Origin of the sequence: Parapedobacter deserti (assembly GCF_042646065.1) — a bacterium.
Lineage (GTDB): Bacteria > Bacteroidota > Bacteroidia > Sphingobacteriales > Sphingobacteriaceae > Parapedobacter > Parapedobacter deserti.
In genome coordinates, this window is the sequence record NZ_JBHRTA010000038.1 from 796,963 (window position 1) to 818,700 (window position 21,738).

Below are 21,738 nucleotides of genomic sequence, written 5' to 3' on the forward strand. Positions count from 1 at the left end.
AAAGAACGCATTCAAAACCTTGTTCTAGCCCGCTGTTTGTTTCTATAGATTATGGCGTAACAGTTGAGTTACAGTTAAACTGTTGGCCGCGCTGTCTGTCCTATTCCCATATACATAAATTATAGACCGAGAACGTATGGTGCCAAGACTTTTTTTGCCGGTGCTACTAACAGCCATAACGACGGTGTTTTTCTCCCCTGTGAATGGCCAGACAACCATCACGGGCACCGTCCGCGACAGCTTATCCAAAAAGCCGTTGAAAGGGGCCACGCTTCAACTGACCGACGGCGACGGCATATCGGTTGTGCTGGGTTTTACGGATTCCATCGGGAGGTTTTCGCTGAAGGTGCCAGCCGTCGGGTCCTATACGGTCCGTGTGCAACATCTCGGGTTCAAGCGGCATTCGTTGCCCGTAGCGGTAAACGACAGTGTGCAGAAGCCGCTCGATATCATACTGGCCATGGACAACATCATGTTGGAGGGCGTGGATGTCGCCGCCATACAGACCGTCATACTGAAGGGCGATACCACCGAATTCAACGCGGCGGCTTTCAAAACCGAGCCTTTTGCCGATTCCGATGCTTTGCTTACACAATTGCCCGGTGTGGAGGTCGATGCCGAGGGCAACCTGATGGCCCAGGGCGAACGGGTGGCGCGTATCATCGTCGACGGGAAAACCTTCTTCGATTCCGATCCGCGCATTGCCATGAAAACGCTGCCGGCCGATATCATCGATAAGGTGCAGATCATTGATGAACAGAGCGAGCAGGCGCGGTTTACCGGATTTGATGATGGACAGCGCCGCAAGGTCATCAACATTGTCACCAAGCCGGACCGGCGGACGGGCTATTTCGGCCGTGTGGCAGGCGGCTATGGCAGTACGGACCGGTACACAACCGGGGGCAACATCAATTTCTTCGGCGGAGACCGCCGGCTTTCGCTTACCGCCGTGGCCAACAACGTGAACCAGCAGGGCTTCGGCATGGCTGATATCGGTGCCGGCGGAGGAGGAGGCATGGCCATGATGAGTGGCGGCGGCGGTATGATGAGGGGCGGCCGACGCGGTGGTGGACGTGGCGGCCCGGCGGGTGGCGGTATGATGATGGGAGGTGGTGGTACGATGGGCGGTATTCCGGGCAATACCAATACCGGAAGCCTGGCGCTGAACTACAATACCACATGGTTTGAGAATCTGGAATTCGGCGGCGATTATGCGTTTAACCGTACGGCATCCCTGGTGACCTCGGTGGTCAACCGCGAAACGTTGATAGGCGACCCCATCAATCAGATCAGCTTGCAGGAAAGCCATAATGATCGTTTAAACCAAAGCCACCGCGCCGGTTTCCGGGTGGAATATAAGCTGGATTCCATGCAGGAGCTTACCTTCCGGCCCAATTTCAGCGTGCAGCGCACAGGTGGTATCAACCGGACGGCTGGATCGACCATGTTCGCCGACCAAGTGCCCATCAATGCTTCCGATCGCAGCCAGGAAAACCGCAGCAACAACTTTAACATATCCGGCAACCTGGACTACCGGCTTCGGTTGGCTAAGCCCGGACGGACCGTTTCCCTCAGTGCCAACGGGTCGTACAACAGCAACAAGGGCCTTGCCCAGACATTGTCATTCAACGAGTTTTTCGAGGATCATGTATTGGGCCGGACCGATACGGTCAACAACCTGAACAACACAAGCGGGTTTGGCAACGGCCTTACCGGACGCCTGGCGTACACCGAACCGCTCGGCGGCGCGAGCCGCGTGCAGGCTAACTACAGTTTGCGCACCAATGCCAGTTTTTCTGATCGTGAAACCATGGATTTTCTTGCTGAAACCGGCCAATTCAGTGAGCTGAACAGGCAGCTTTCCAATACCTTCAATAACGATTACCTGCACCACAGCGGCGGGCTTACTTACCAGTTTTCCAAGGAAGCTTTCAGCTTCGACGCAGGAATGGATTACCAGGGCGCCAATATCCGCAACCATCAGACCTTTCCCGAAGATCAGTTGCTTTCACACGGATTCCGCAGCTTTCTGCCCAACGCCAGCCTGAGCTACAGGCCGTCCCGTGCATACCATGTCCGGTTGCAGTATAACACCGCTACCAATCCGCCGTCCATTAACCAGCTTCAGAACGTGATTAATAACGAGGATCCGTTGAATATCCGATCGGGCAACGCGTCCCTGGCACAGGAATTTCAGCACCGGTTTAACCTGACGTTTACCAAAATCAACCGAGAGACCGGTGCACATCTCAACGTGTCGGCCAATGCTGACTTTTCCAACAACCGCGTGGTCAACTCCACCTTCATCGCAACCGAAGACACGGAAGTGGCGCCGGGCATCGTCCTGGGTGCTGGTGGGCAGTTCACCCGGCCGGTCAACGTAGACGGATACTACGCCGTGCGGGGCAACATCAGCTGGGGCAAGCCGATCGAAGCATTGAAGCTGAACCTCAGCCTGAATACCGGATTGTTCCATACCCACGACATCGGGCTGCTGAACCTGCAGGAGACTTTTTCCAACACCACAGGCATCAACCAGCGTATCAGTGTGAACAGCCGTATCAGTGAAAAACTGCTGTATAATGTAACGTACAGCGGCAATTATAGCATGGTTGACAACAGCAACGTCGCTTCGGGCGACAGTTACAACTATTTCAACCAGACCTTTCGGCAAGACCTGACCTGGATATTCTGGAAAGGCATCCGCGTCAATTCATCGATCATGTACACCAAAAACAGCGGCTTGTCACAGGGATATAACCAGGATTTTTTCCTGTGGAACGCTTCCCTTGGCAAGAAACTGTTTAAGGGCGACAAGGCCGAGCTGACACTGTCAGTCAATGATGTGCTCAACCGGAATACCAATGTGGACCGCAGCGTTACCGAGCTCTATATTATCGATAGCAGCAGCAATGTGCTGCGCCAATATTTCTTACTCAGCTTTACGTACAACCTGCGGCACTTCGGTCCCGGTATGGGTGGCTTTGGCCGGGGCATGGGTAGGGCATCATAGTCATCAGGAGATCAGTTTTATCACAAAATAAGTAACAATGAACAGACAAACAATGATGAAATGGGTGGGAGTAGCTTTCGCCCTATTGGTATGTTCCTCGGCAGCCCTGGCGCAACAAGGTCGTGGCCGGATGAACATGGACCCGAAGGAGATAGCGCAGCGTACGGTTGACCGGTTGACCGAGCAACTGCAATTGGACAAAGCACAGCAAGACTCCATCTATCAGTTTCAATTGGCACAGAGCGAGGAGATGGGCAAACTGTTTCAGGCCGGGCAAGGCGGCGACCGCGAAGCCATGCGGGCGAAGATGACCAGCCTGCGCGAAGAAACCGATAAGAAGATTCTCTCGGTATTGACGCCCGAACAACAAGCGGGCTACAAAAAGATCCAGGCAGAACGGATGAATCGTGGCCCACGGGGCGGAGGAAATGCCGGAGGAAGACCCGTGTAAGCCTCCGCATTTTCAGTTGCTCCGTGAAGACGGCAATGACAGGGTGCGCTGAGACATGGGCCTCGCCATGTTTAGCGCATTTTGTTTTTTCGTGAATATCCTGTTAATTTACCGGCTAATCGTTAGCTGCAGGTACCATGGCCCTCGTCCCACTTCCTGATGAACCGGAATTGCTCAAGCGTCTACGCAAAGACGACCATGCCGCCTTTACGCGTCTTTATGCACATTATTGGCGGCCCATGCTGCTGGTAGCCTGGAACCATACCAAAGATAAGCTGTTGGCAGAGGATATGGTCCACGAGGTTTTTATGGCGTTGTGGACGAAACGTCACCTGCGGGAAATCGAAAGTGCCGCGGGGTTCTTGACCACAGCAGTGAAGTTCAGCGTTTTTAAGCACTACCAAAAAGAGCAACACCGACAGCGGTTGGTAGACAACCGGCTCGCCTATGACGGCGCTAGCGATGACGAATCAAAACTGGATGCGCTGTTTTTGCAGGAATATATCGCCGGTTTAGTGGAGCAAATGCCCGAAAAATGCCGCTTGGTTTTCAGATACAGCCGCGAACAAGGCTTAAAAAATGCGGAAATAGCCGAAATTCTGAATATATCCGAAAAAGGAGTGGAAGCAAATCTGACAAGGGCCCTGAAAATTATCAGAAAAGGCATGGGGGAGGACGGGTTAATACTGTTCTTTGCCGCTCGGCAATTGGATATGGTGCTGTTCTGATCGTGTTTATAAAAAAATAACAAAAATTTCACGTTTGATGTAGGGTAAAATCCATTTCACCGTACCCTGATTATAGAACACATCGGATAAATGGACAAAAACCGTATAAACTACCTCATCAATGCCTACCAAAACCGGCAGGCTTCTGCTGAAGAGCATGAAGAGCTGATGCAATGGTATCGCGAGGTCAGCTACCACGATGGCGAATATCCCGATACCGAAGCCGCAGTACAGGTACGCATGTTGGCGCGTTTGCTGGACGATACCGGTTATACGCCCGAGCATGTCCGAAAGCGGTGGTATGCGCGGAGGGATATCGCTGCCGCTGCTATCTTAATGGTGGTATTCTTAGGTGTGTGGGTGTTTTTCGGCGACCAAATCCTGGATCAGCCAACTGACGACCAGGCCTTTGCTGAAGTCACCGATGTACAAGACGTTGCTCCGGGCGGTAATCGCGCCACACTTACGCTAGCCGACGGACGGACGGTCGATTTGAATGAGGCTCAGAGCGGTATTGTCGTCGGAGATGGGATTACGTACCTTGATGGGACTGAAGTTCTGGGATCCGACGCCACCGAACGTCAACCTACGGCCAGGAACCTGCGACTTACGACACCTGAGGGCGGCACTTATCAGGTTACCCTTTCGGACGGCACCAAGGTATGGCTCAATGCCGCATCGTCGCTTAACTATCCGAGCCGCTTCAGCGGCGGTGAACGGGTGGTAGAATTGGAGGGGGAAGCGTATTTTGAGGTCATGCCCGTTCGCAGCGGAGCAAACCGGCAAAGCAGCACATCAGCGAATCTGCCCTTCAGGGTAATAAGCAAAGGGCAGACCGTAGAAGTCCTCGGCACACAATTTAACGTATCGGCTTATGACGACGAACCGGAAACGAAAACGACATTGGTGGAAGGCCGCGTGCGTGTAGGTGTCAACGGCCAAAGCTCAACCCTGAAGCCTGGTCAGCAAAGTGCCACCAAAGCAGGGAATATCGCGATAAGCGGCGTGGACGTGTCAAGAGCGACGGCTTGGAAAGACGGTTACTTCAATTTTACCGATATGACCCTTCACGAGGTGATGCGCCAGCTCGGCCGGTGGTATGGATTGGAAATCGAATACGAAGGGCAAATCCCTTACATAGCGTTCTATGGCAGCATCGAACGCAATAACCGGCTTTCTACGGTGATGGCGTTGCTGGAAAGTAATGACCTGACCTATCGCCTCGATGGCCGGAAGCTTGTAGTCAGCAGCAAAGCGCGCCGATAAAATCAGAAAGGAGTACACATAGCGAAGACAAATACTGAAGACAAATACTTGTTGATACTTACCCGATAGACACGAGGTGTCTGCGTGGTAGCGGAAAAACGGGAGGTGCTGTCATCACCTCGCCGTTTGGATGTCGGATAGCGGCACAGATCCGCTTCGTGAATCGAATTGTTTACTATCCAAACCTAACAAAGTTAATGATTAAAATTTACTTAAAAGCAATGAGGCTCATTGCATTCCTGTTGTTGTGCGTTTGTTTCAGTTTGAGTGCAACCACGTACTCGCAGACGGTCACCTTAAAAACGACAAACATGCCCTTGGAAGAGGTCTTCGATCAAGTATACCAGCAAACCGGCTACCGGATGTTGGTCAACAAGGCGCTACTCGACAAGGCCCGTCCGGTTACCGTGTCGGCAGAGGCTATGCCATTGAAACAATTTCTTGGCGAAGTGCTGGGCGATCAATCACTTACCTATCGGCTCGAAGGAAAGAACATCTTTCTTTCGCCTAAACCAGCTGGATCTCCTGCAACGGTTCAGAAAGATGCAGAAGCCGTTCAAAACCAACCCCAAGCTGTTGATATCAAGGGTCGGGTAACCGATGAAAACGGCGAGCCACTTTCAGGGGTTACGATTTCCGTCAAAAATAGCCGCACCTCCGGGGTAACCAACGCCGAAGGTGCTTTTCAGCTCAATGTTTCCGAAGGCGATGTGTTGGTGGTGTCTTATATGGGGTACGAAATCCAGGAAGTCGGGATAACCTCCGCCGTGCTATCCCGTACGGACGGTCTGGTCATTGCGTTGAAGCCTGCGGTCGCGCAACTGGAGGAAGTGGCTGTGGTCAATACCGGTTATCAGAAGATCGCCCAGGAAAGGGCCACGGGTGCGTCTACCACCATAACAGCAGACATGCTGGAAGGACGCTTCACCCCCAACATTATGGATAACCTGGAAGGTCGCGTTGCGGGGCTTGTAAACTACGGAGACCGCATGATGGTCAGGGGTACCGGGACACTCTTTGCCGAGAGCAGGCCGCTGCTTGTGGTAGATGGTCTTCCCGTTGAAATGGATTATGAAGACCTCAACCCCTATGATATTGAGTCGATCACGATCCTGAAAGATGCGGCCGCAGCAGCTATCTACGGCGCGCGCGCGTCCAACGGCGTGATCATTGTTACCACTAAAAAGGCGTCGGGGGTCAACAAAACAGATATCGAAGTATCGTCCAACATCATGGCTTGGCAAAAGCGTAATGTCGACTATGCGGACAACTGGTACATGACCCCCGAGCAGCAGGTAAACCTTGAAGATGAATACTATCGGTGGTATTATAATGAGGCGGAGGCTGCCGAAGCCAGTCTGACCGCAACAGCCAATGCGATTGCCGGTACGGGTAGTTTTAATATGAATATCACCCCGATCCAGTACGCGCATTATCAGCTGGCTACCGGCGCGATCGGGCAGTCAGAACTGGATAGCAGGCTGGCGCAATACCGAACGCAGAACTTTGCAAAAGACTATGCGGACCATGTGCTGCGGAACAGGGTACTGCAAACGTACAATGTGGCCGTGCGCAATCGCACAGACAATTTTCAATCCAACCTGGTGTTGAACTATAAAGGCGACAATACGGGTACGATCCATGACAAGGACGATCAGTTGAATGTATTCTATAAGGGTACTTACGACATGACCAAATGGATGACCATTAATTTTGGCGTGAACAACATCTTCCAGCGCGCTACGGAGCGCAGGAGCAGCTTTGTTGAGAATATCTCGAGTCCGTTCAGCCTGCCTGCGTATTATAGCTTGTTCGATCCGGACGGAAGCCCGGCCAATATTTCTCCCGGGTCGGCACATTATTACAACCCTTATGCAACATGGGTGGAAGATAATGAAGCCCTCCGGCCGATGCATTACCACCTGCTGGATGAGCTGAACCTCAACAGGCACAAGATCGAGCGGCAAAATATACGCTATCATGGCGAACTGCTCTTTAAGATCATGGATGGCCTCTCCGTCAATACCCAATATGTCTACGAAGTGAACCGGGAGTCTGTAGCGAATTATACGGAGGAAGACAGTTATGTCATGCGGTTGATGCGCAATGTCTATACGGTACAGAATCCGAATGGAACTTACCGGTATATGATTCCCCAGACCGGGGGCAGGCTTGCTGCTGAGAATAGGCAGGGTGATCACTGGACCGCCAGGGCCCAGGTCAACTACAACCGTGTTTTTGCCGATGTCCATGCCGTTGATTTCCTTGCGGGTGTTGAATTCCGTGAAACCAACTCGAAAGGCACACGGAACTTGTACCTGGGGTGGGACGACCAATTGCAGAGCCATTCCACTACGACCGTAAACTATAACGAGCTTTGGAACATAAACAATACCAGCTGGTTCGCAAACGGTTATCCTGCACGGCAATTTATCTTCAATCCGCTGATCCGGGATGCCCTCAACAACATTCCGGAAATCCGGCGGCGCAATGGTTCGGGTTATGCGAATATGACCTATACCTACGATAGGCGTTACAACGTGTTTGGTTCGCTCCGGAAAGATTACGCCGACGTATACGGGCTGGCTACCGAGTTCCGCGGGGCTCCCTTTGGATCAGTGGGCGTAAGCTGGAATTTGCATCATGAGGAATTCATGAAGGGACTCCCGGAGGTGAATACGTTGAAATTGCGGACGAGCTACGGCTATACGGGCAACATTTATCAGGGCGCTACCAGCTACATGACCGCAACAACGGGCCAGGTAAACAATAATACAGGGCTTCCCAGAGCCTCCATAGAAAGCCCGGGCAATGCGGAACTGTCCTGGGAACGGACCGGTACCTTCAACATCGGTGCCGAGTTTACGGCATTCAGCCACCGGCTCCGCGGGGTGCTGGATTGGTATCGCAAAGAAAGCGACAAGGTTTTCTCCAATCAAACCCTTGAATCCACCAAGGGCTTCACCAGTCTGGTGATGAATATGGCCAGCATGAAAAACGATGGCGTAGAGTTAAACTTGGCCTATGACTGGCTCCGGCCGGAAAGCAGGGATGGATTTTCCTGGACCACTTCGGGAACAGCATCTTGGAACAAAAATGAAGTGACCCGTGTAGAGATCCAGGCGAACAATGCATGGCAGGTGGTTGATATAGGTTACAAAGAGGGATATCCTGTTCGCTCGCTGTTTTCATACCGGTTTGCCGGACTCACCGACGAGGGGGTGCAGTCGTGGTATGCGGAAGACGGCCGGGTCATTCCCAGTGTGAGGATAACAAGCGAAACGCCGGGATCGGTCTATTTTACCGGACAGGCAGACCCGAAGTACACGTTTGCCATGGAAAACCGCCTGGCCTGGAAAGGGCTTAGCCTGAACGTGATGATGGTGTACTACGGAGGGCACCACATGCGTGCAAATCAGGTGCAGATCAATCGGGTTCCCAATGCGGGTCCCGTCCGATCCTGGTACCTGGATGCCTGGACCCCTACCAATACCAACACGGTCGTGCCGGGAATATGGCAGTACAATGCTTCGGGAAGCACGCAACCTGCTGTCCAGGACAATACGGACATTTTTGTACACGCTGCTGATTTCCTTAAGATTAGAAACCTTGTATTGGGCTACGACCTGCCCAGGACAACGCTTTCCAGAATCGGGTTGGACGGGCTGTCGCTTCGTTTCCAAGTCGATAACCTGCCGGCACTTTACCAAAGTAATGATCTCGGCGTGGATCCCGAGACGCTGGGCCTGCGTCTCCCGACTAATTATGTGTTTGGCCTGAATTGCAGATTTTAACGCCAAAAAATAAGAAATGAAGACGATCATATATATCCTGACCTTAGCCTTCGCGTTGGCGCTTGCCGGTTGTGAAAAATTTACTGATATCCAGCCAAAAGGCAAAAACCTGCTGAGCGCGGCAGGTGATCTGAACCTGTTGCTCAATGACCCCTATGGCGGATTTACCGTGTCCCGTCTGGGCATGCTGACCTCATCGATATACTATACCAATATCGGGCTCCTCAAAAACGAACCCGTCAAGACGTTCAACTACGCCACGGTATTTTGGGATGAAAGCATCGACCGCGCGTTGCTGCGGCCCAGCTGCAATATCTACGAGCCGATTTATAGCCTAATTGGGCGAACATTCAATCCGGTCATCGCACGTGCCGATGCGGCAACCGGTGACCGCCTCCTCGTAGACCGGTATAAAGCGGAGGCCTATGTACTGCGCGCTTGGTTCCATTACCTGGCCGTAAATATCTTTGCAAAGGCTTACGATCCGGCAACGGCAGCAGCCGATGGCGGTGTGCCATACCTGCTCGACACCGACCTGCTGTCACAGCCGAGTCGTAAGTATACCGTAGCCGAAGTTTATGACCTGATGCTGAAAGACCTCCACAGTGCGTTTGAACTCGATGCCCTGTTGGACGAAGGCGTCAACCCACAACGCGTAGGCAAGTCGTTTGCCCACGCCGTGCATGCCAGGGTGCTGTTGTCCATGCGCAGGTACGATGATGCGCTGGCGGCGGCACGTGCTGCCCTGGCCATCAACGACCACATCGATGACCACAACGAAATGCTGGTGGACTATCCGGTAGCGGGCGTATCACCCACTCCGCAAGGTTGGGTCAGGCCCAGGCTTTCCAGCCGGGAAGATTTGTTCTACACCCCAACAGGCCTGTTGCTGACGTGGTTTCCCCCGGAGCTCCTTGCCGAGTTTGACCCTAATTCGGTGCTGTACAATTATATGCCTACCGAGGTCAATATCCCGTTTTCAGACGACTTAGGGGCAGACTTTGGTATGCCGGGCGAGAATGCGGTCTGGACATGGGATACCCAATCGGAGGTCAGCGGCGCCGGGCTCACCTCCGTCGATATGCACCTGGTTGAAGCCGAGTGCCTCATGCGGGCTGATGACCTCCCCGGGGCAAAAGCCAAGCTGGAACTGATCCGAAAAAAGCGGATCATCACCGACCGATATGAACCTTCCTTCGCTTCCGGCAGAGCAGACACGTTCACATTGCTCAAGCAGTTGAGCAGGAGCGAAAACTGGAATACCATGAAGGATTTTATCGACCTGAAGCGCTGGAATACCGAGCCCGAATTTGCAGCGGACCTGCATCGGACCATCTTGGGCGAAACGTATACCTTAACGCCCCAGTCGCCGCTTTGGATCTGGCCGTTTCCACAGACAGCGACCAACTTTAATCCCGGCCTGACACAGAATTATTGATTTCTTGAGAACGTATTAATTAAGAAATATTTTAACGAAAAATGCATCATGAACAAATTTAGAAAGTTAATTATCTGCACATGCCTGGCGCTGTTGACGGCGGCGGGAGCCCTGGCCCAGAAAGCACGCGTGAAAGGCAACATCAAGGGACTGGAAGACACGCAGATCCTAGTCAGCTATATGGTGGATGGCGATGTCCCCAGGATGGACACGGTGTTTACGAAGAAAGGGAAGTTCAAATGGGAGGCGGATATGCCGGAGCCGCAGAAAGTGTATCTAAGGTTTCCAGCGCGGTTTGTTGAGTTTTTCGCCGAGCAAGGCACGATCAGGATCAGCGGCGATGCCGACGCGCTGGGCGAGCTGAAGATCAGCGGTTCCAAGACGCAGGATGAGGCGGTTGCTTACCGGAATTCGCTGAAGGACCTGGCCGATCAGGAACGGCCGCTTTACCAACGGTATGGCAAAGGCAGTGCAGCCGAACAGTTGGAAGTGGAAGAGGCACTGGAGGATATCCGCCGGCAGAAGCGCGACCGGGTCACGCAGTATGTTACGGCTCATCCGGGCAGCCCGTTCAGCGTGAGTTTGGTGGCAGCCCGGGCCACAATGGGGGCTTATGAAGATGTGAAGCCGCTCTATGACCTGCTGGATGCGTCTGCCCGGCAGACCTCGGCTGGCAGACAGCTCGGCGAGCGGCTTGAGGTGCTGAAGCGCAGTGCGATCGGCGAGACCATGCTGGCATTTACGCAAAATGACACTGAAGGCAAGCCGGTGCATTTTTCAGATTTCAAAGGCAAGCATGTGCTGGTCGACTTCTGGGCGAGCTGGTGCGGTCCATGCCGGGCCGAAAACCCGAACGTGCTGAAAGCCTACAATACCTATAAAGACAACAACTTCACGGTTATCGGCGTGTCGCTGGACGATGAGGCAGACCGGTGGAAGAAAGCGATCGAAGAAGATGGCATGCCGTGGACGCAGGTGTCAGACCTGAAAGGCTTCAAGAACGAGGTGTCCGCTTACTACGGGATACAGGGAATTCCGAGCACACTGCTGGTCGACCCCCAGGGGAAAATCATCGCCAAGGACCTGCGGGGCGAAATGCTTCAGAAAAAACTGGCGGAGCTTTTTGATAACCAACTTTAGCTAACCACTGCAGATGAAAACAACAACATCATTACTCCTATGCCTCGGCATGGCGTCGTCCGCATTGGGGCAGCAGCCGGGCCTTACCATCACGGCATCGATTAAAGACCTGCCCGCCGACCAGTGGGTGTATTACCGTGAAATGGGCGGCAATGACCAGCGCGATTCGGTGAAAACCGAAGCCGGCGGGTTTTCCATGTCTGTACCCATCGCGGCAGGTGAAGGGAATACCTACCTGATCAGCATCGGCCGCAATTACCAAGACCCGAACTCGACACTCCTGCTTTACCTCGATCAGGGGACGCTGACCATCAACGGCGATGGTCCGCGGTTCAAGGACGCAGACCTGTCCGGCAGCCCGTGGGTGGAAGCGTATAACGATTTCAACGCGGCCATCCGCAGCGAGGAGATGATAGCCATCAACAAAAAGATGGGTGAACTTCGCAGCAAGCAGGATACCGCCGCGCTGAAGGCCCTCCAGCCGGAATATGCCGGAGCTGCCGCTGAACGGGAAGAAAAAATTGTTCAGTGGATCAAAGCCCATCCCGCCTCGCCGATCAGCGCTTGGGCCATCCGCATGAATCTTCAGCAGCGGGACGTCGGAGAGCAGGAGCAGCTGCTGAATGCGGTGCACGAGACAGCCAAGGACAACATTCCAGCCAGGGACCTGGCGCGGCGCATCGCGGGCACCAAGGCGACCGCCGTAGGCCAGCCCGCGCCGGAGTTTACACAGAACGACCCGGAAGGCAGGCCGGTATCCCTGCGTGATTTCCGGGGTCAGTACGTGCTGATCGACTTCTGGGCGAGCTGGTGCGTTCCGTGCCGCAAGGAAAACCCGCATGTGGTGGCCGCTTACGAAAAATTCAAGGATAAGAACTTTACCGTATTGGGTGTCTCGTTGGACAATCCCGGTAAGAAGGCCGACTGGTTGGCCGCTATTGAAAAGGACGGCCTTCCCTGGACACACGTGTCCGACCTGCAGGGGTGGAACAATGCCGCATCCAGACTGTATGCCGTCAGCGCCATCCCGGCCAACTTCCTGGTCGATCCCGACGGTAAGATCGTAGCCAAAAACCTGCGCGGCAAAGCCCTGGAACAAACACTTTCAGAAATTTTAGACAAATAATAATATTAGGGTTACCGGCGCAAAGCTTCTGGCCGCCGCATCTTGCGAACGACGGCTAACTTTCCCTTTTCGAAGTCAGAACTACCGGTGCCGGGACTACGCTTGGTAAGCTTCTCCAGGTTTTTCAGGCGCTTGCCGACCGTATAGCGGCCCAATGCCGAATTTCTAAAATTCGGGTGTTGTTTGAATCCACGGAGATCGATCCGTAGCGTATCGCTGTAAGACCACAGGTACCCGCCGGCACTGATGTATTTGCCTTTCAGCACGCGTTGGATGGAAGACCGCGTGATGGCTGTTTCGCGGCTTGCTTCGTTGATGCAGCCATAAGTACGGATAAGCACACCGTCAAAGTTATATTGGCTTACTTTCTTAGGGGCTGAGCTGGCGGTACGGTAGAAAAAAGTTCTTATTTACTGGCCAAGATTTAGGCGGCTGACCCGGCTGCAGCGATCATGATTGACCCATGAAAAACTACGGATCGGGGAGCAGTTCTATTTCCAGCAGCATTTGGTCCCAGGCAGCCCGGGCTTCTGTGGCATCGGCACTTTCGAAGCGGTCTTTTTTGACCAGCAGGTAGAGTGCGTCCCCTGCTGCCATATTTTCTACGGTCACATTGACCCTAGAAGAGCGGGCACTGCTGACACTGGGCAAGTGAAAAAACGTATTGATGAGATTGGCAGTGTTCTCTTCGCGGCTGATGATAATCCGACCCTTTAAGTTAGCGGAATAGAGCGGTGCTATTTTGAAGAAATCGCCACTGACCCTGATCAAGTATCTTCCGGCTTGGTTGAATATTAGTCTGTTTCCCGATAGGCTCAAGATACCGTCTCCTGATTCTTTGACAATTGAAGCCGGACTTACCGTCAACGGTTGGAACTTAAGATTGGTCTCCACATTATTGACTCCTCCATCGGTCCGGCTTTCCGTGCGGGGATAAGCCACAATGGCATAGGCCCTGTCAGGAAAAGTAAAGTCTACTTCCGGAAGCACCCATTGTGTTCCGTTGAAAAAAGTATACGCCTTCAAGTCCGTATCATATACCACTAATCCTTCCGCAGGGTTAACTACGGCCTCTTTCTGGATCGTGGAAAGACGGGGGGCCAGAATTCCTTTATCCACGGACTGCAAGTCTATTGCCGCGGAAGGATGGGGGGTACGCGTATTGACCCCGGTCTGCTGCGCAGATGATAAATTTCCTAAAAGAACGAAAGTCAAGAAAAAGAGCCCGGCAAACACCCTGCTGAAAGAAAGCCGCTTACACCGGGAAAAAAACGTGTTCATCTTCGAAAGGATATGATGTGGCCATGCTCGATATAGCCGTAATAAGAATTCAAATTCAGTTGGAGAGCCAAGCATTAATCGACGTTTAAATGGCATGGCTATTCAATTACTTTAATGATGACTAATGGGTTATACACAGAATGGGAGATAGTCGTCGCTAAGCGGGTATAGCGAAATTCAAATTCCTCGCCGTTGCCGATGTCTATAATTCCCTTGGCTACTGTGTTGTTGTCTCCAGGGTGACTGGCGGGAATATCGATAAAACCCTCTACGAAATTGTCCGGATCCGATGCGGAGTACAACCCAACGGACTGCCAGCTTACACCCGCATCGGGTTTATAGATACGGGAGTGAAGCGTGATCTCGTATTTCCCGGGCCTGGTCACACGGAGCCTCCGGCTGTTGGTCCCGTCCGTTACGATATCGTGCGGGTTGTAAAGGACCGTTTTGCCTTCTGATATGGCTTCGCTTCCAGCATCGGGCAACGCATCGAAACGCACGATGGCCACCATCTGTGAAGCCAGCACTTCCTGGCGGGGAAAACAGTCCCAACGACCATCGGCATACAGCATGAGACAATTATAATCCAGGTCGTATACTTGGAGCCCCTCGGCCGGATCCGAAATCGCAAGTCTCTGGGCAGCCGTCATCCGCGGATACAGCAGGCCCTTATCCGTGGACACCACGTCAAGCACGGAAGATGCGTCCGGCTCTGCTGTTCCGATCCCAGTCTGTGCGGTTGCGGCAAAAACACTTCCCCATAACGCCCATAAAAAAACGTACATCAAGTTTCTCGTCATTTTACTTTATCTTTTGATGGTAAGCATATTGTTCTGGAATCCCACGTTGTGGGCATCCCCGGCATCTGTTTTTCTATACCAAAGGGTAAGCAAGTCCCCCGCCACTAGGTCCGCCACCACCGTAACCCCCATGCCTGTGCTGTTCCTCGCGCCTCCCGGGGAAGCCCCGATCGATGCATCGGAAAGCTTCAGATTCGCCCCGTTCCTCCTTAGCATGGTCCTGCCCGAGAACTGAGGGTCCTCGGCAATCCTTTTCATGACTCCGGTAACCTCCAGGATGTAGGTTCCCGATTCCAGAATCCTGATGGTCTGTGCGTTCATCACCTCCGCATAATCCGCATCCGACGCCCTGAATACCAGGCTCAGCCCGGCCATCTGTTTGCCAACCTGAGAATCTGCGCCCGTGCCGGTCTCCACATCTTCAAAGGCATAGACCTGATAAGAGGAGCTGAATTTGGTTTTATAGGACCGCACCCAACTCACACCGTCAAAGTAGTATTTGGCCTGCTGACCTGTCACATAAACCTCCAGGCCTGTCGCAGGGTTGCGAATCGCATCCCTTTGGGCTGCCGTCATGCGGGGGATCAATATTCCTTTACTATCGGAGACAATATCAAGCGCGGCAGACGGGTCTGGATCATGGGTGCCGACACCGACTTGGGCAGCCGCCATGCTATCCCAATACAGCAGAACGCCCAGTATTAACATTTTTTTCATACGCAGTAAATTTGTATCCTGACGGACTCGCCTGCTTGCCTTAATTCCCTTTTTCACAAGGGCCGAAACCGGCACCTGACCTTGCTTAATAAAAAAGCCGTTATCGTTCAGTTCGCTCAATTACAAGTAGATACGTTGACGCTGGACAAAACCCAATGTCAATTATTTTCCCAAATATATAAAATTATTGAACTTGGCGGCTTAACGGTTCATTGGGGTAGTTGATCCAGAACGCAATAGTCGCTTATGTCCCGCATCAGCCCTGTACACAGCACGCCAGACGGCGGGAAATGGGCAGGGGGAAGGGTGGACTTGCTGGTTACGAAGCGTCTGCGCTATTCGCGTCGGCTTTCGACGGTGTAAACAAAGCTGTCGGCCTTGTAGTAGCCCAGGTTGTATTCGATAGGACGCTCAGCAACGTCGTATACAAAGCGCTTGCGGCATAGTATCGGACTGCCGATGTCAGTTTCCAGCTTTTGGGCAATAAACTCATCCGCAAGCAAGGCGCTGATTTCTTCCTTTGATATATAGGCAATGACTTGGTGCTCTTTTTCCAGTATTTCATAAAGTGGGCGCGTGAAATCCTCGTCGCCCGTTAAGCCTACCCGGGGATGGAAATAGGATCTAAAGTATACGAACGGCCCTTCGGGGCGCCCCCGCAGCCGAACCAATTGCAATACCTTTTGATTGCCTTTTATTTCGAAAAAGTTGGCGACTTTCTGATCCGGGATTACCCAGCTGATATGCAACTCGAAGTTTTTGATTGGTATCCCCCGTGTTTCCATCTCCTGCGAGAAGCTAAGCCAGTTTTTCGATTTGGAGCTGATCGACTGGATGGAGGCTACCTTGGTGCCAACACCTTTCTTGCGGATCAACAAGCCTTCAAAGACGAGCTTGTTGATTGCCTGCCTTAACGTTGCCCGGGAGATGGCGAGCCGCTTGGCGAGATCAACTTCATTCGGTAGTAATTTGCCTTCCTGATATTCAGGGCTTTCTATAAGTCTTCTTAGCAGGAGCTCTGCTTGCACATGCAAGGGCACCGGGCTCTTGTGGTTTATTTTGAAATCCAACTCTGATCCGAAAAGTAAAACAGCGACTAATTTATAAAAAAATTTGATTTATTGAAAAAAAGCTTATATTTGCATGTACATACATACGTACATTATTAATAGGCTCTGCGCCTATTTTGTTGAGTGTGGTAGCCGATTTTAAACATTTATATAATCAATTTTTATTTATGTATGGACATTATTCCCTTAATTTCACCATCCAATTATAGCTTATTATGATTCTACATGATTTGTTTCACTTGAAAAAAAAGACGGAGAGGTTCGCGGTAACGCTCGTCTTTGCACTGGTTTGCTTATTGCCATCAACAGGCTTTTCGCAGACCGCATTCACCATCACAGGCGTGGTTAGGTCTGCTGATGAATCCCGTAACAATCCGGTTCTTGAAGGGGTTAGCATAACGGTAAAGGGAGGTAGTGCCGGCACTACAACCGATCAAGGTGGCCGATTCCGAATTGAGGTTCCCGGAACGGGGTCGGTCTTGGTCTTCAATTACCTGGGGTATGAGAGCCGAGAGATGAAAGTCGAAAACGGCGAGCCGATGGAGGTGCAGTTATCTCCCCTTGACCAGCAACTGGATGAAGTTGTCGTAGTCGGTTACGGTACACAGCGTAAGTCGGACCTGACGGGCTCGGTCGGGCTGGTGTCCGGAAAGGAGCTGCTTCAGGCGCCCGTGAACAACGCGCTGCAGGGGTTGAAGGGAAGGGTTGCCGGGGTCAACGTGTTTTTGAACTCGGGATCCCCGTCGAGCAGCCCAAGGATCCTGATCCGGGGGTTGGGTACCATCAACTCATCATCCAATCCGCTGTTTGTGGTAGACGGGGTGGTGATGGAAAATATCCAGTTTCTCAATCCCAACGACATTGAGCGTGTGGAGGTTCTTAAAGATGCTTCATCCACTGCGATTTACGGTGCCAGGGGTGCCAACGGCGTCGTCTTGGTCACTACCCGGCGGGGTGCTACTGCATCAGGCACTATCGTCGGCTATGATGGTTTTGTGAATACGGGGGTACTGCCCCGTAAGTTGGACGTACTCAATGCCCAGGAATTTATGGAAGTGCTGGAGCGTGGATTTGCCAACCACTCAAAGTATAGTACGACAAGCATCCCCGCATTTACCCGCGATGATCCCCGGTTATTCGACGCGCAGGGGAATCCATTGTATGATACCGATTGGCAGGAGGAGGCTACCCGGACTGCAGTATCTCATAACCATCAGTTTTCCGTGCAGAGTAAGGGCGACGACGCCTCCTTCGGTGCGTTCCTTAATTATGCCGGCATGCAGGGCATTATGCTCAGAAATGATCTGGAGCGGATAAACGCCAAAATTGCCTATGATACCAAACCAAAGGACTGGCTGTCATTAGGCATCAATATGTTGGCCAACTACACCCGTGAAAACGAAACGGATGAAGGCGGGGGCTACCAGATGCCGCGCAGATCCATGCTGGAGATGCCACCTATTTTTCCGGTCAAATTCCCCGACGGTACGTGGTCAAACAGCAGCATGATTACCGACCCGTATGGATTTGAAGCAATACCAAACCCTGTCCATGTCTTAGAGACACAGGATAGAATCCGTAAGCGCGCCCAGCTTTTTGGTAACGCTTACCTGACGTTCCATATTCTACCTGGACTGGACCTGCGCACCCAATTCGGTTTTGATAAACATGATATTAATATACAGGATTACAGCCCTACGGACCTTATCAACATCTCATCGCCTTTGGGCTCAGCACGTTTGGAAAATCAGCGCTCGTTTTACTGGCAGGAGGAGACTTACCTGAACTACAACAAGGAAATCGGCGACCACCGCATCAACGGTGTATTGGGTTTGAGTTGGCAACAGCGGATCTACGAAAACAATTGGATTACCGCTCAGGGATTTGCGGACGACTTTTTCCGCTTCAATGCGATCCAGTCGGCCAGCCAACCCGGCGAGCCGGGATCATCGCACGACAAATGGTCAATGAATTCTTATTTCCTGCGGGGCAGCTACAGCTACAAGAACAGGTACCTGCTTACGGTCACTGGCCGTGTCGATGGCTCGTCGCGGTTTGGAGAGAACAACAAGTACGGCATCTTCCCCTCCGCAGGGCTTGGATGGGTGCTGTCAGAAGAATCGTTTCTGCGCGATGCACAAGGGTTGGACGAACTCAAAATCCGTTCGAGCTACGGGGTTACCGGAAATACCGAAATTCCCACCTACCAATCATTGGGCACAATATCGACTAACACCACGTTGATCAACGGTACGCGTGTATCGCAAAGCTTCATTAACCGGCTTCCCAACCCCAACCTGGAATGGGAGAAAACCAACCAGTTTGATGTAGGTTTTGATCTGGCACTGTTCAACCGCCGCCTCAGCATGACGTTCGATTACTATTATAAACTCACTACTGATCTCTTACTCGACAAACCCGTGCCAACATCCACAGGCTTTACCGGCGTGCGCGACAACATTGGCTCCGTCTCTAATCGGGGGGTGGAAGTTATGTTGAGCGGTGTGCCCGTTGCCAATGACGTGTTCCGCTGGCAATCTACCCTCAACTTCAACTTCAACAAGAATCGCATTGAAGCCTTGGGCGAAAACGGAGAAGACATTTTCCCTGGTCCTAATTGGGTGTCGGGCAGCCAAACGATATTACGGGTGGGCGAGCCCCTCAGTTCATTCTGGGGTTACCGGCGCTTGGGTACGTGGGGTACACACGAGGCCGATGAGGCGGCAGCCGCGGGTGCCATCCCTGGGGTGGCTAAACGTAGCAGCGACCGTCAGATCATCGGCAACGGACTCCCCGACTGGATGGGAAGTTTCGTGAACAACCTGCAGTACAAGAACTTTGATCTTACTGTCGATTTGCAGTTTGTAGTCGGAGTGGACATCCTCCAGCAATTCATGCACTCCATGGAAGACCGTACCGGCTATTCCAATGGACTGGCTGCTACGTTATATGAAAGCTGGACTGTAGATAATCAGAACACGATGATCCAGCAGATCCGGAACGGCCCCTATACCGGGCAGAACAGTGAGGTGGATGACCACTGGGTAGCGGATGGATCTTATATCCGGGGCAACTTGATTTCGCTGGGATATAATTTCGGCGGCGTTTCGCTGAACAGGCTCCATCTAAAAGGGCTGCGCGTCTACGCGAGCGTACAGAACGCATTCCTTATCAAATCAGACGATTTCAAAGGCTACGACCCTGAAGCCACGTCTTGGGGGGGAAATCAATGGGGACAGAATATCTTCTTTCACCAATACCCCAATCCACGGACGTTTACCTTGGGTACCAGCTTCCAGTTTTAAGCCAAAATATATCAGATTATGAAAAAGTTAGTCACCATCATAGTTACAGCGGGAGTACTATTCACTTCCTGCTCGGATTTTCTGACCGAAATTCCAAAGGATGAGATCGCTCCCAGCCAGTTTTTTAAGAACCCAGACCACGCTTACAATGCGGTCAATGCCCTCTATCGCTCCGGCCTGCCTTCGTTATTTGGCGGCGGGGTGTATTCCGGTTCGCGGATCATGTTGGGGCCGTACACCTCAGGGCTCGTGGACAATGAATACAAAGGGCAGGAGGTCCATGTACAGCATGTGCAGCAACTGACGCTCAATCCGGTCAATATGTCTAGTTACCTCGGCGGGATATGGCGGGATATCTACTTGGGTATCTCCAGGGCAAACAACGCGATCAAATACATCCCAACAACACCGGGTTTGCCCGAGTCTGAAGCCAATAAGCTTATGGCTGAGGCACGGTTTTTCAGGGCACTGAACTACTATTACCTTGCGCGCTTCTTCGGCGGCGTACCGCTGGTCACCGAACCGTACGAAAGCCTTGAAAACTTGTATGTGGAGCGGGCACCGGTTAATGAGGTATATGCGCTGATTGTCGACGATTTACGGTACGCTGTCCAAGACGGTCGGCTACCGAACACCGTCATGGGCGGCAACGGCAATCGCATCACCCATGGAGCTGCCAAAGCCTTGCTAGCAGAGGTGTACCTCACCATGAGTGGATATCCGCTGCAAGCCGACCATTATGCCGATGCTGCGCAGCAGGCACGGTCGTTGATCAATGACGGCGTGTTTAGCCTGACGCCGCACGATCGGAACGGAGCTGGGGAAGTTATTCCCTCGGCAAGTGCATATAATAAAGCCCGGTTGGCCGACAACCTGCAGAACGAGCACATTTATTACTTCGAGTACACCGTGGGCATAGCGAATTCCGGATATGCGCAATGGGCATTCCCGACGAATATCTCGCCGGAACTGGAGTATGCCATCGCTAATAACGCCTATGCGCCCACGGCAGAGCTGTTGGAAGCCTATCATCCTACCGAGGATCTCCGGGGCCAGGAAAAGCAATATTTCCATTCTTCGTTCACCAGGGAAAATGGGACCGTAGTCAACTTTCAGAAAGCACCGCACCTGTGGTATGATCAAGAAGCAGCGTTCGAAACTGCAACCTCCGGCAAGGACCTCCCGATCTATACCTATGCCAATGTGTTGCTCATCGCTGCAGAGGCTATCGCCTTGTCGGAAGGGGTTACCGCCGAAGCTATAGACTACCTGTCTCAAGTACGTGCACGTGCCTATTGGAATCAGTCGACAGAAGCGGTGAAAGCTTCTCTTGCTGGACTAACCCCACAGCAATTCGTTGAAGAGGTTTGGAAGGAGCGCTTGCGGGAGCTTATTTTCGAGTTTCATGTCTGGTTTGATATCCAGCGTACGCGGCAGTTTCCCGTGATGGCAAATGGAGCAATCAACTTCGTTGATGTGGTGGGCCACCGAAACGAGTTTGGCTCTACGTATGCAGAAAAGCACTTGCTGTACCCCATACCGGATGACGAAATGCAACGTAATCCAGCGCTTGAACAAAATTTAGGGTATACTAACTAAAAGATGGTGC

Annotated in this window: 15 protein-coding genes; 10 read left to right on the top strand and 5 right to left on the bottom strand. The window is 52.4% G+C overall.

Translation table 11 applies throughout. The annotated features are described in order from the left end of the window. Nucleotides 1-136 precede the first annotated feature (136 nt). The 8 genes from ACFOET_RS15965 to ACFOET_RS16000 all read left to right on the top strand — a co-directional run bounded on the left by ACFOET_RS15965 (nt 137) and on the right by ACFOET_RS16000 (nt 12,956). Entirely contained in the window at nt 137-3,013 is a 2,877-nt protein-coding gene (locus ACFOET_RS15965) for a TonB-dependent receptor (RefSeq protein ID WP_379024463.1), read from the top strand. A gap of 37 nt (nt 3,014-3,050) precedes the next feature. After that, complete coding sequence (locus ACFOET_RS15970) at nt 3,051-3,464, top strand: hypothetical protein (RefSeq protein ID WP_379024465.1); 414 nt, start codon at nt 3,051-3,053, stop codon at nt 3,462-3,464. A gap of 137 nt (nt 3,465-3,601) precedes the next feature. After that, the gene (locus tag ACFOET_RS15975; protein ID WP_379024466.1) at nt 3,602-4,192 is read left to right on the top strand and encodes a sigma-70 family RNA polymerase sigma factor; all 591 of its coding nucleotides are present in this window, start codon (nt 3,602-3,604) and stop codon (nt 4,190-4,192) included. Between the two features lie 90 nt (nt 4,193-4,282). After that, the gene (locus ACFOET_RS15980) at nt 4,283-5,458 is read left to right on the top strand and encodes a FecR family protein (protein WP_379024468.1); all 1,176 of its coding nucleotides are present in this window, start codon (nt 4,283-4,285) and stop codon (nt 5,456-5,458) included. A 221-nt stretch (nt 5,459-5,679) separates the two neighbouring features. After that, entirely contained in the window at nt 5,680-9,252 is a 3,573-nt protein-coding gene (locus ACFOET_RS15985) for a SusC/RagA family TonB-linked outer membrane protein (protein WP_379024470.1), read from the top strand. A 16-nt stretch (nt 9,253-9,268) separates the two neighbouring features. Further along, a complete protein-coding gene (locus ACFOET_RS15990; RefSeq protein ID WP_379024472.1) occupies nt 9,269-10,690 on the top strand; it encodes a RagB/SusD family nutrient uptake outer membrane protein in 1,422 nt (473 codons plus the stop codon). A 48-nt stretch (nt 10,691-10,738) separates the two neighbouring features. After that, a complete protein-coding gene (locus tag ACFOET_RS15995; RefSeq protein WP_379024474.1) occupies nt 10,739-11,830 on the top strand; it encodes a redoxin domain-containing protein in 1,092 nt (363 codons plus the stop codon). A gap of 13 nt (nt 11,831-11,843) precedes the next feature. Next, nucleotides 11,844-12,956 carry a redoxin domain-containing protein gene (locus ACFOET_RS16000; RefSeq protein WP_379024476.1) on the top strand — a complete coding sequence of 371 codons (1,113 nt, stop codon included), beginning with the start codon at nt 11,844-11,846 and terminating at the stop codon, nt 12,954-12,956. 11 nt (nt 12,957-12,967) lie between these two features. On the opposite strand, the gene ACFOET_RS16005 is transcribed toward ACFOET_RS16000, so the two are convergent. From ACFOET_RS16005 to ACFOET_RS16025, 5 genes are all read right to left on the bottom strand, one after another. After that, a complete protein-coding gene (locus ACFOET_RS16005; RefSeq protein WP_379024478.1) occupies nt 12,968-13,297 on the bottom strand; it encodes a hypothetical protein in 330 nt (109 codons plus the stop codon). 130 nt (nt 13,298-13,427) lie between these two features. After that, a complete protein-coding gene (locus tag ACFOET_RS16010) occupies nt 13,428-14,237 on the bottom strand; it encodes a hypothetical protein (protein ID WP_379024480.1) in 810 nt (269 codons plus the stop codon). Between the two features lie 98 nt (nt 14,238-14,335). Further along, nucleotides 14,336-15,037: a hypothetical protein gene (locus ACFOET_RS16015; RefSeq protein ID WP_379024482.1), complete on the bottom strand. Its 702-nt coding sequence runs from the start codon at nt 15,035-15,037 to the stop codon at nt 14,336-14,338. Nucleotides 15,038-15,043: 6 nt separating this feature from the next. After that, on the bottom strand, nt 15,044-15,754 hold the full coding sequence (locus ACFOET_RS16020; protein ID WP_379024484.1) for a hypothetical protein: 711 nt from the start codon (nt 15,752-15,754) through the stop codon (nt 15,044-15,046). A gap of 335 nt (nt 15,755-16,089) precedes the next feature. Beyond that, entirely contained in the window at nt 16,090-16,824 is a 735-nt protein-coding gene (locus ACFOET_RS16025) for a GntR family transcriptional regulator (RefSeq protein ID WP_379024486.1), read from the bottom strand. A gap of 215 nt (nt 16,825-17,039) precedes the next feature. On the opposite strand from ACFOET_RS16025, the gene ACFOET_RS16030 reads away from it, so the two are divergent. Together ACFOET_RS16030 and ACFOET_RS16035 are read left to right on the top strand one after the other, a co-directional pair. After that, nucleotides 17,040-20,129 (top strand): SusC/RagA family TonB-linked outer membrane protein, encoded by a 3,090-nt coding sequence (locus ACFOET_RS16030; protein WP_379024488.1) that lies wholly within the window; start codon nt 17,040-17,042, stop codon nt 20,127-20,129. 18 nt (nt 20,130-20,147) lie between these two features. Further along, nucleotides 20,148-21,728: a RagB/SusD family nutrient uptake outer membrane protein gene (locus tag ACFOET_RS16035; RefSeq protein ID WP_379024490.1), complete on the top strand. Its 1,581-nt coding sequence runs from the start codon at nt 20,148-20,150 to the stop codon at nt 21,726-21,728. The last annotated feature ends 10 nt before the right edge of the window (nt 21,729-21,738 follow it).

What these genes read in the sequence shown, in the direction of transcription:
- ACFOET_RS15965 (WP_379024463.1), top strand. Translation starts at nt 137, where the DNA reads ATGGTGCCAAGACTTTTTTTGCCGGTGCTACTAACAGCCATAACGACG.
- ACFOET_RS15970 (WP_379024465.1), top strand. Translation starts at nt 3,051, where the DNA reads ATGAACAGACAAACAATGATGAAATGGGTGGGAGTAGCTTTCGCCCTA.
- ACFOET_RS15975 (WP_379024466.1), top strand. Translation starts at nt 3,602, where the DNA reads ATGGCCCTCGTCCCACTTCCTGATGAACCGGAATTGCTCAAGCGTCTA.
- ACFOET_RS15980 (WP_379024468.1), top strand. Translation starts at nt 4,283, where the DNA reads ATGGACAAAAACCGTATAAACTACCTCATCAATGCCTACCAAAACCGG.
- ACFOET_RS15985 (WP_379024470.1), top strand. Translation starts at nt 5,680, where the DNA reads ATGAGGCTCATTGCATTCCTGTTGTTGTGCGTTTGTTTCAGTTTGAGT.
- ACFOET_RS15990 (WP_379024472.1), top strand. Translation starts at nt 9,269, where the DNA reads ATGAAGACGATCATATATATCCTGACCTTAGCCTTCGCGTTGGCGCTT.
- ACFOET_RS15995 (WP_379024474.1), top strand. Translation starts at nt 10,739, where the DNA reads ATGAACAAATTTAGAAAGTTAATTATCTGCACATGCCTGGCGCTGTTG.
- ACFOET_RS16000 (WP_379024476.1), top strand. Translation starts at nt 11,844, where the DNA reads ATGAAAACAACAACATCATTACTCCTATGCCTCGGCATGGCGTCGTCC.
- ACFOET_RS16010 (WP_379024480.1), bottom strand. Translation starts at nt 14,237, where the DNA reads ATGAACACGTTTTTTTCCCGGTGTAAGCGGCTTTCTTTCAGCAGGGTG.
- ACFOET_RS16015 (WP_379024482.1), bottom strand. Translation starts at nt 15,037, where the DNA reads ATGACGAGAAACTTGATGTACGTTTTTTTATGGGCGTTATGGGGAAGT.
- ACFOET_RS16020 (WP_379024484.1), bottom strand. Translation starts at nt 15,754, where the DNA reads ATGAAAAAAATGTTAATACTGGGCGTTCTGCTGTATTGGGATAGCATG.
- ACFOET_RS16030 (WP_379024488.1), top strand. Translation starts at nt 17,040, where the DNA reads ATGATTCTACATGATTTGTTTCACTTGAAAAAAAAGACGGAGAGGTTC.
- ACFOET_RS16035 (WP_379024490.1), top strand. Translation starts at nt 20,148, where the DNA reads ATGAAAAAGTTAGTCACCATCATAGTTACAGCGGGAGTACTATTCACT.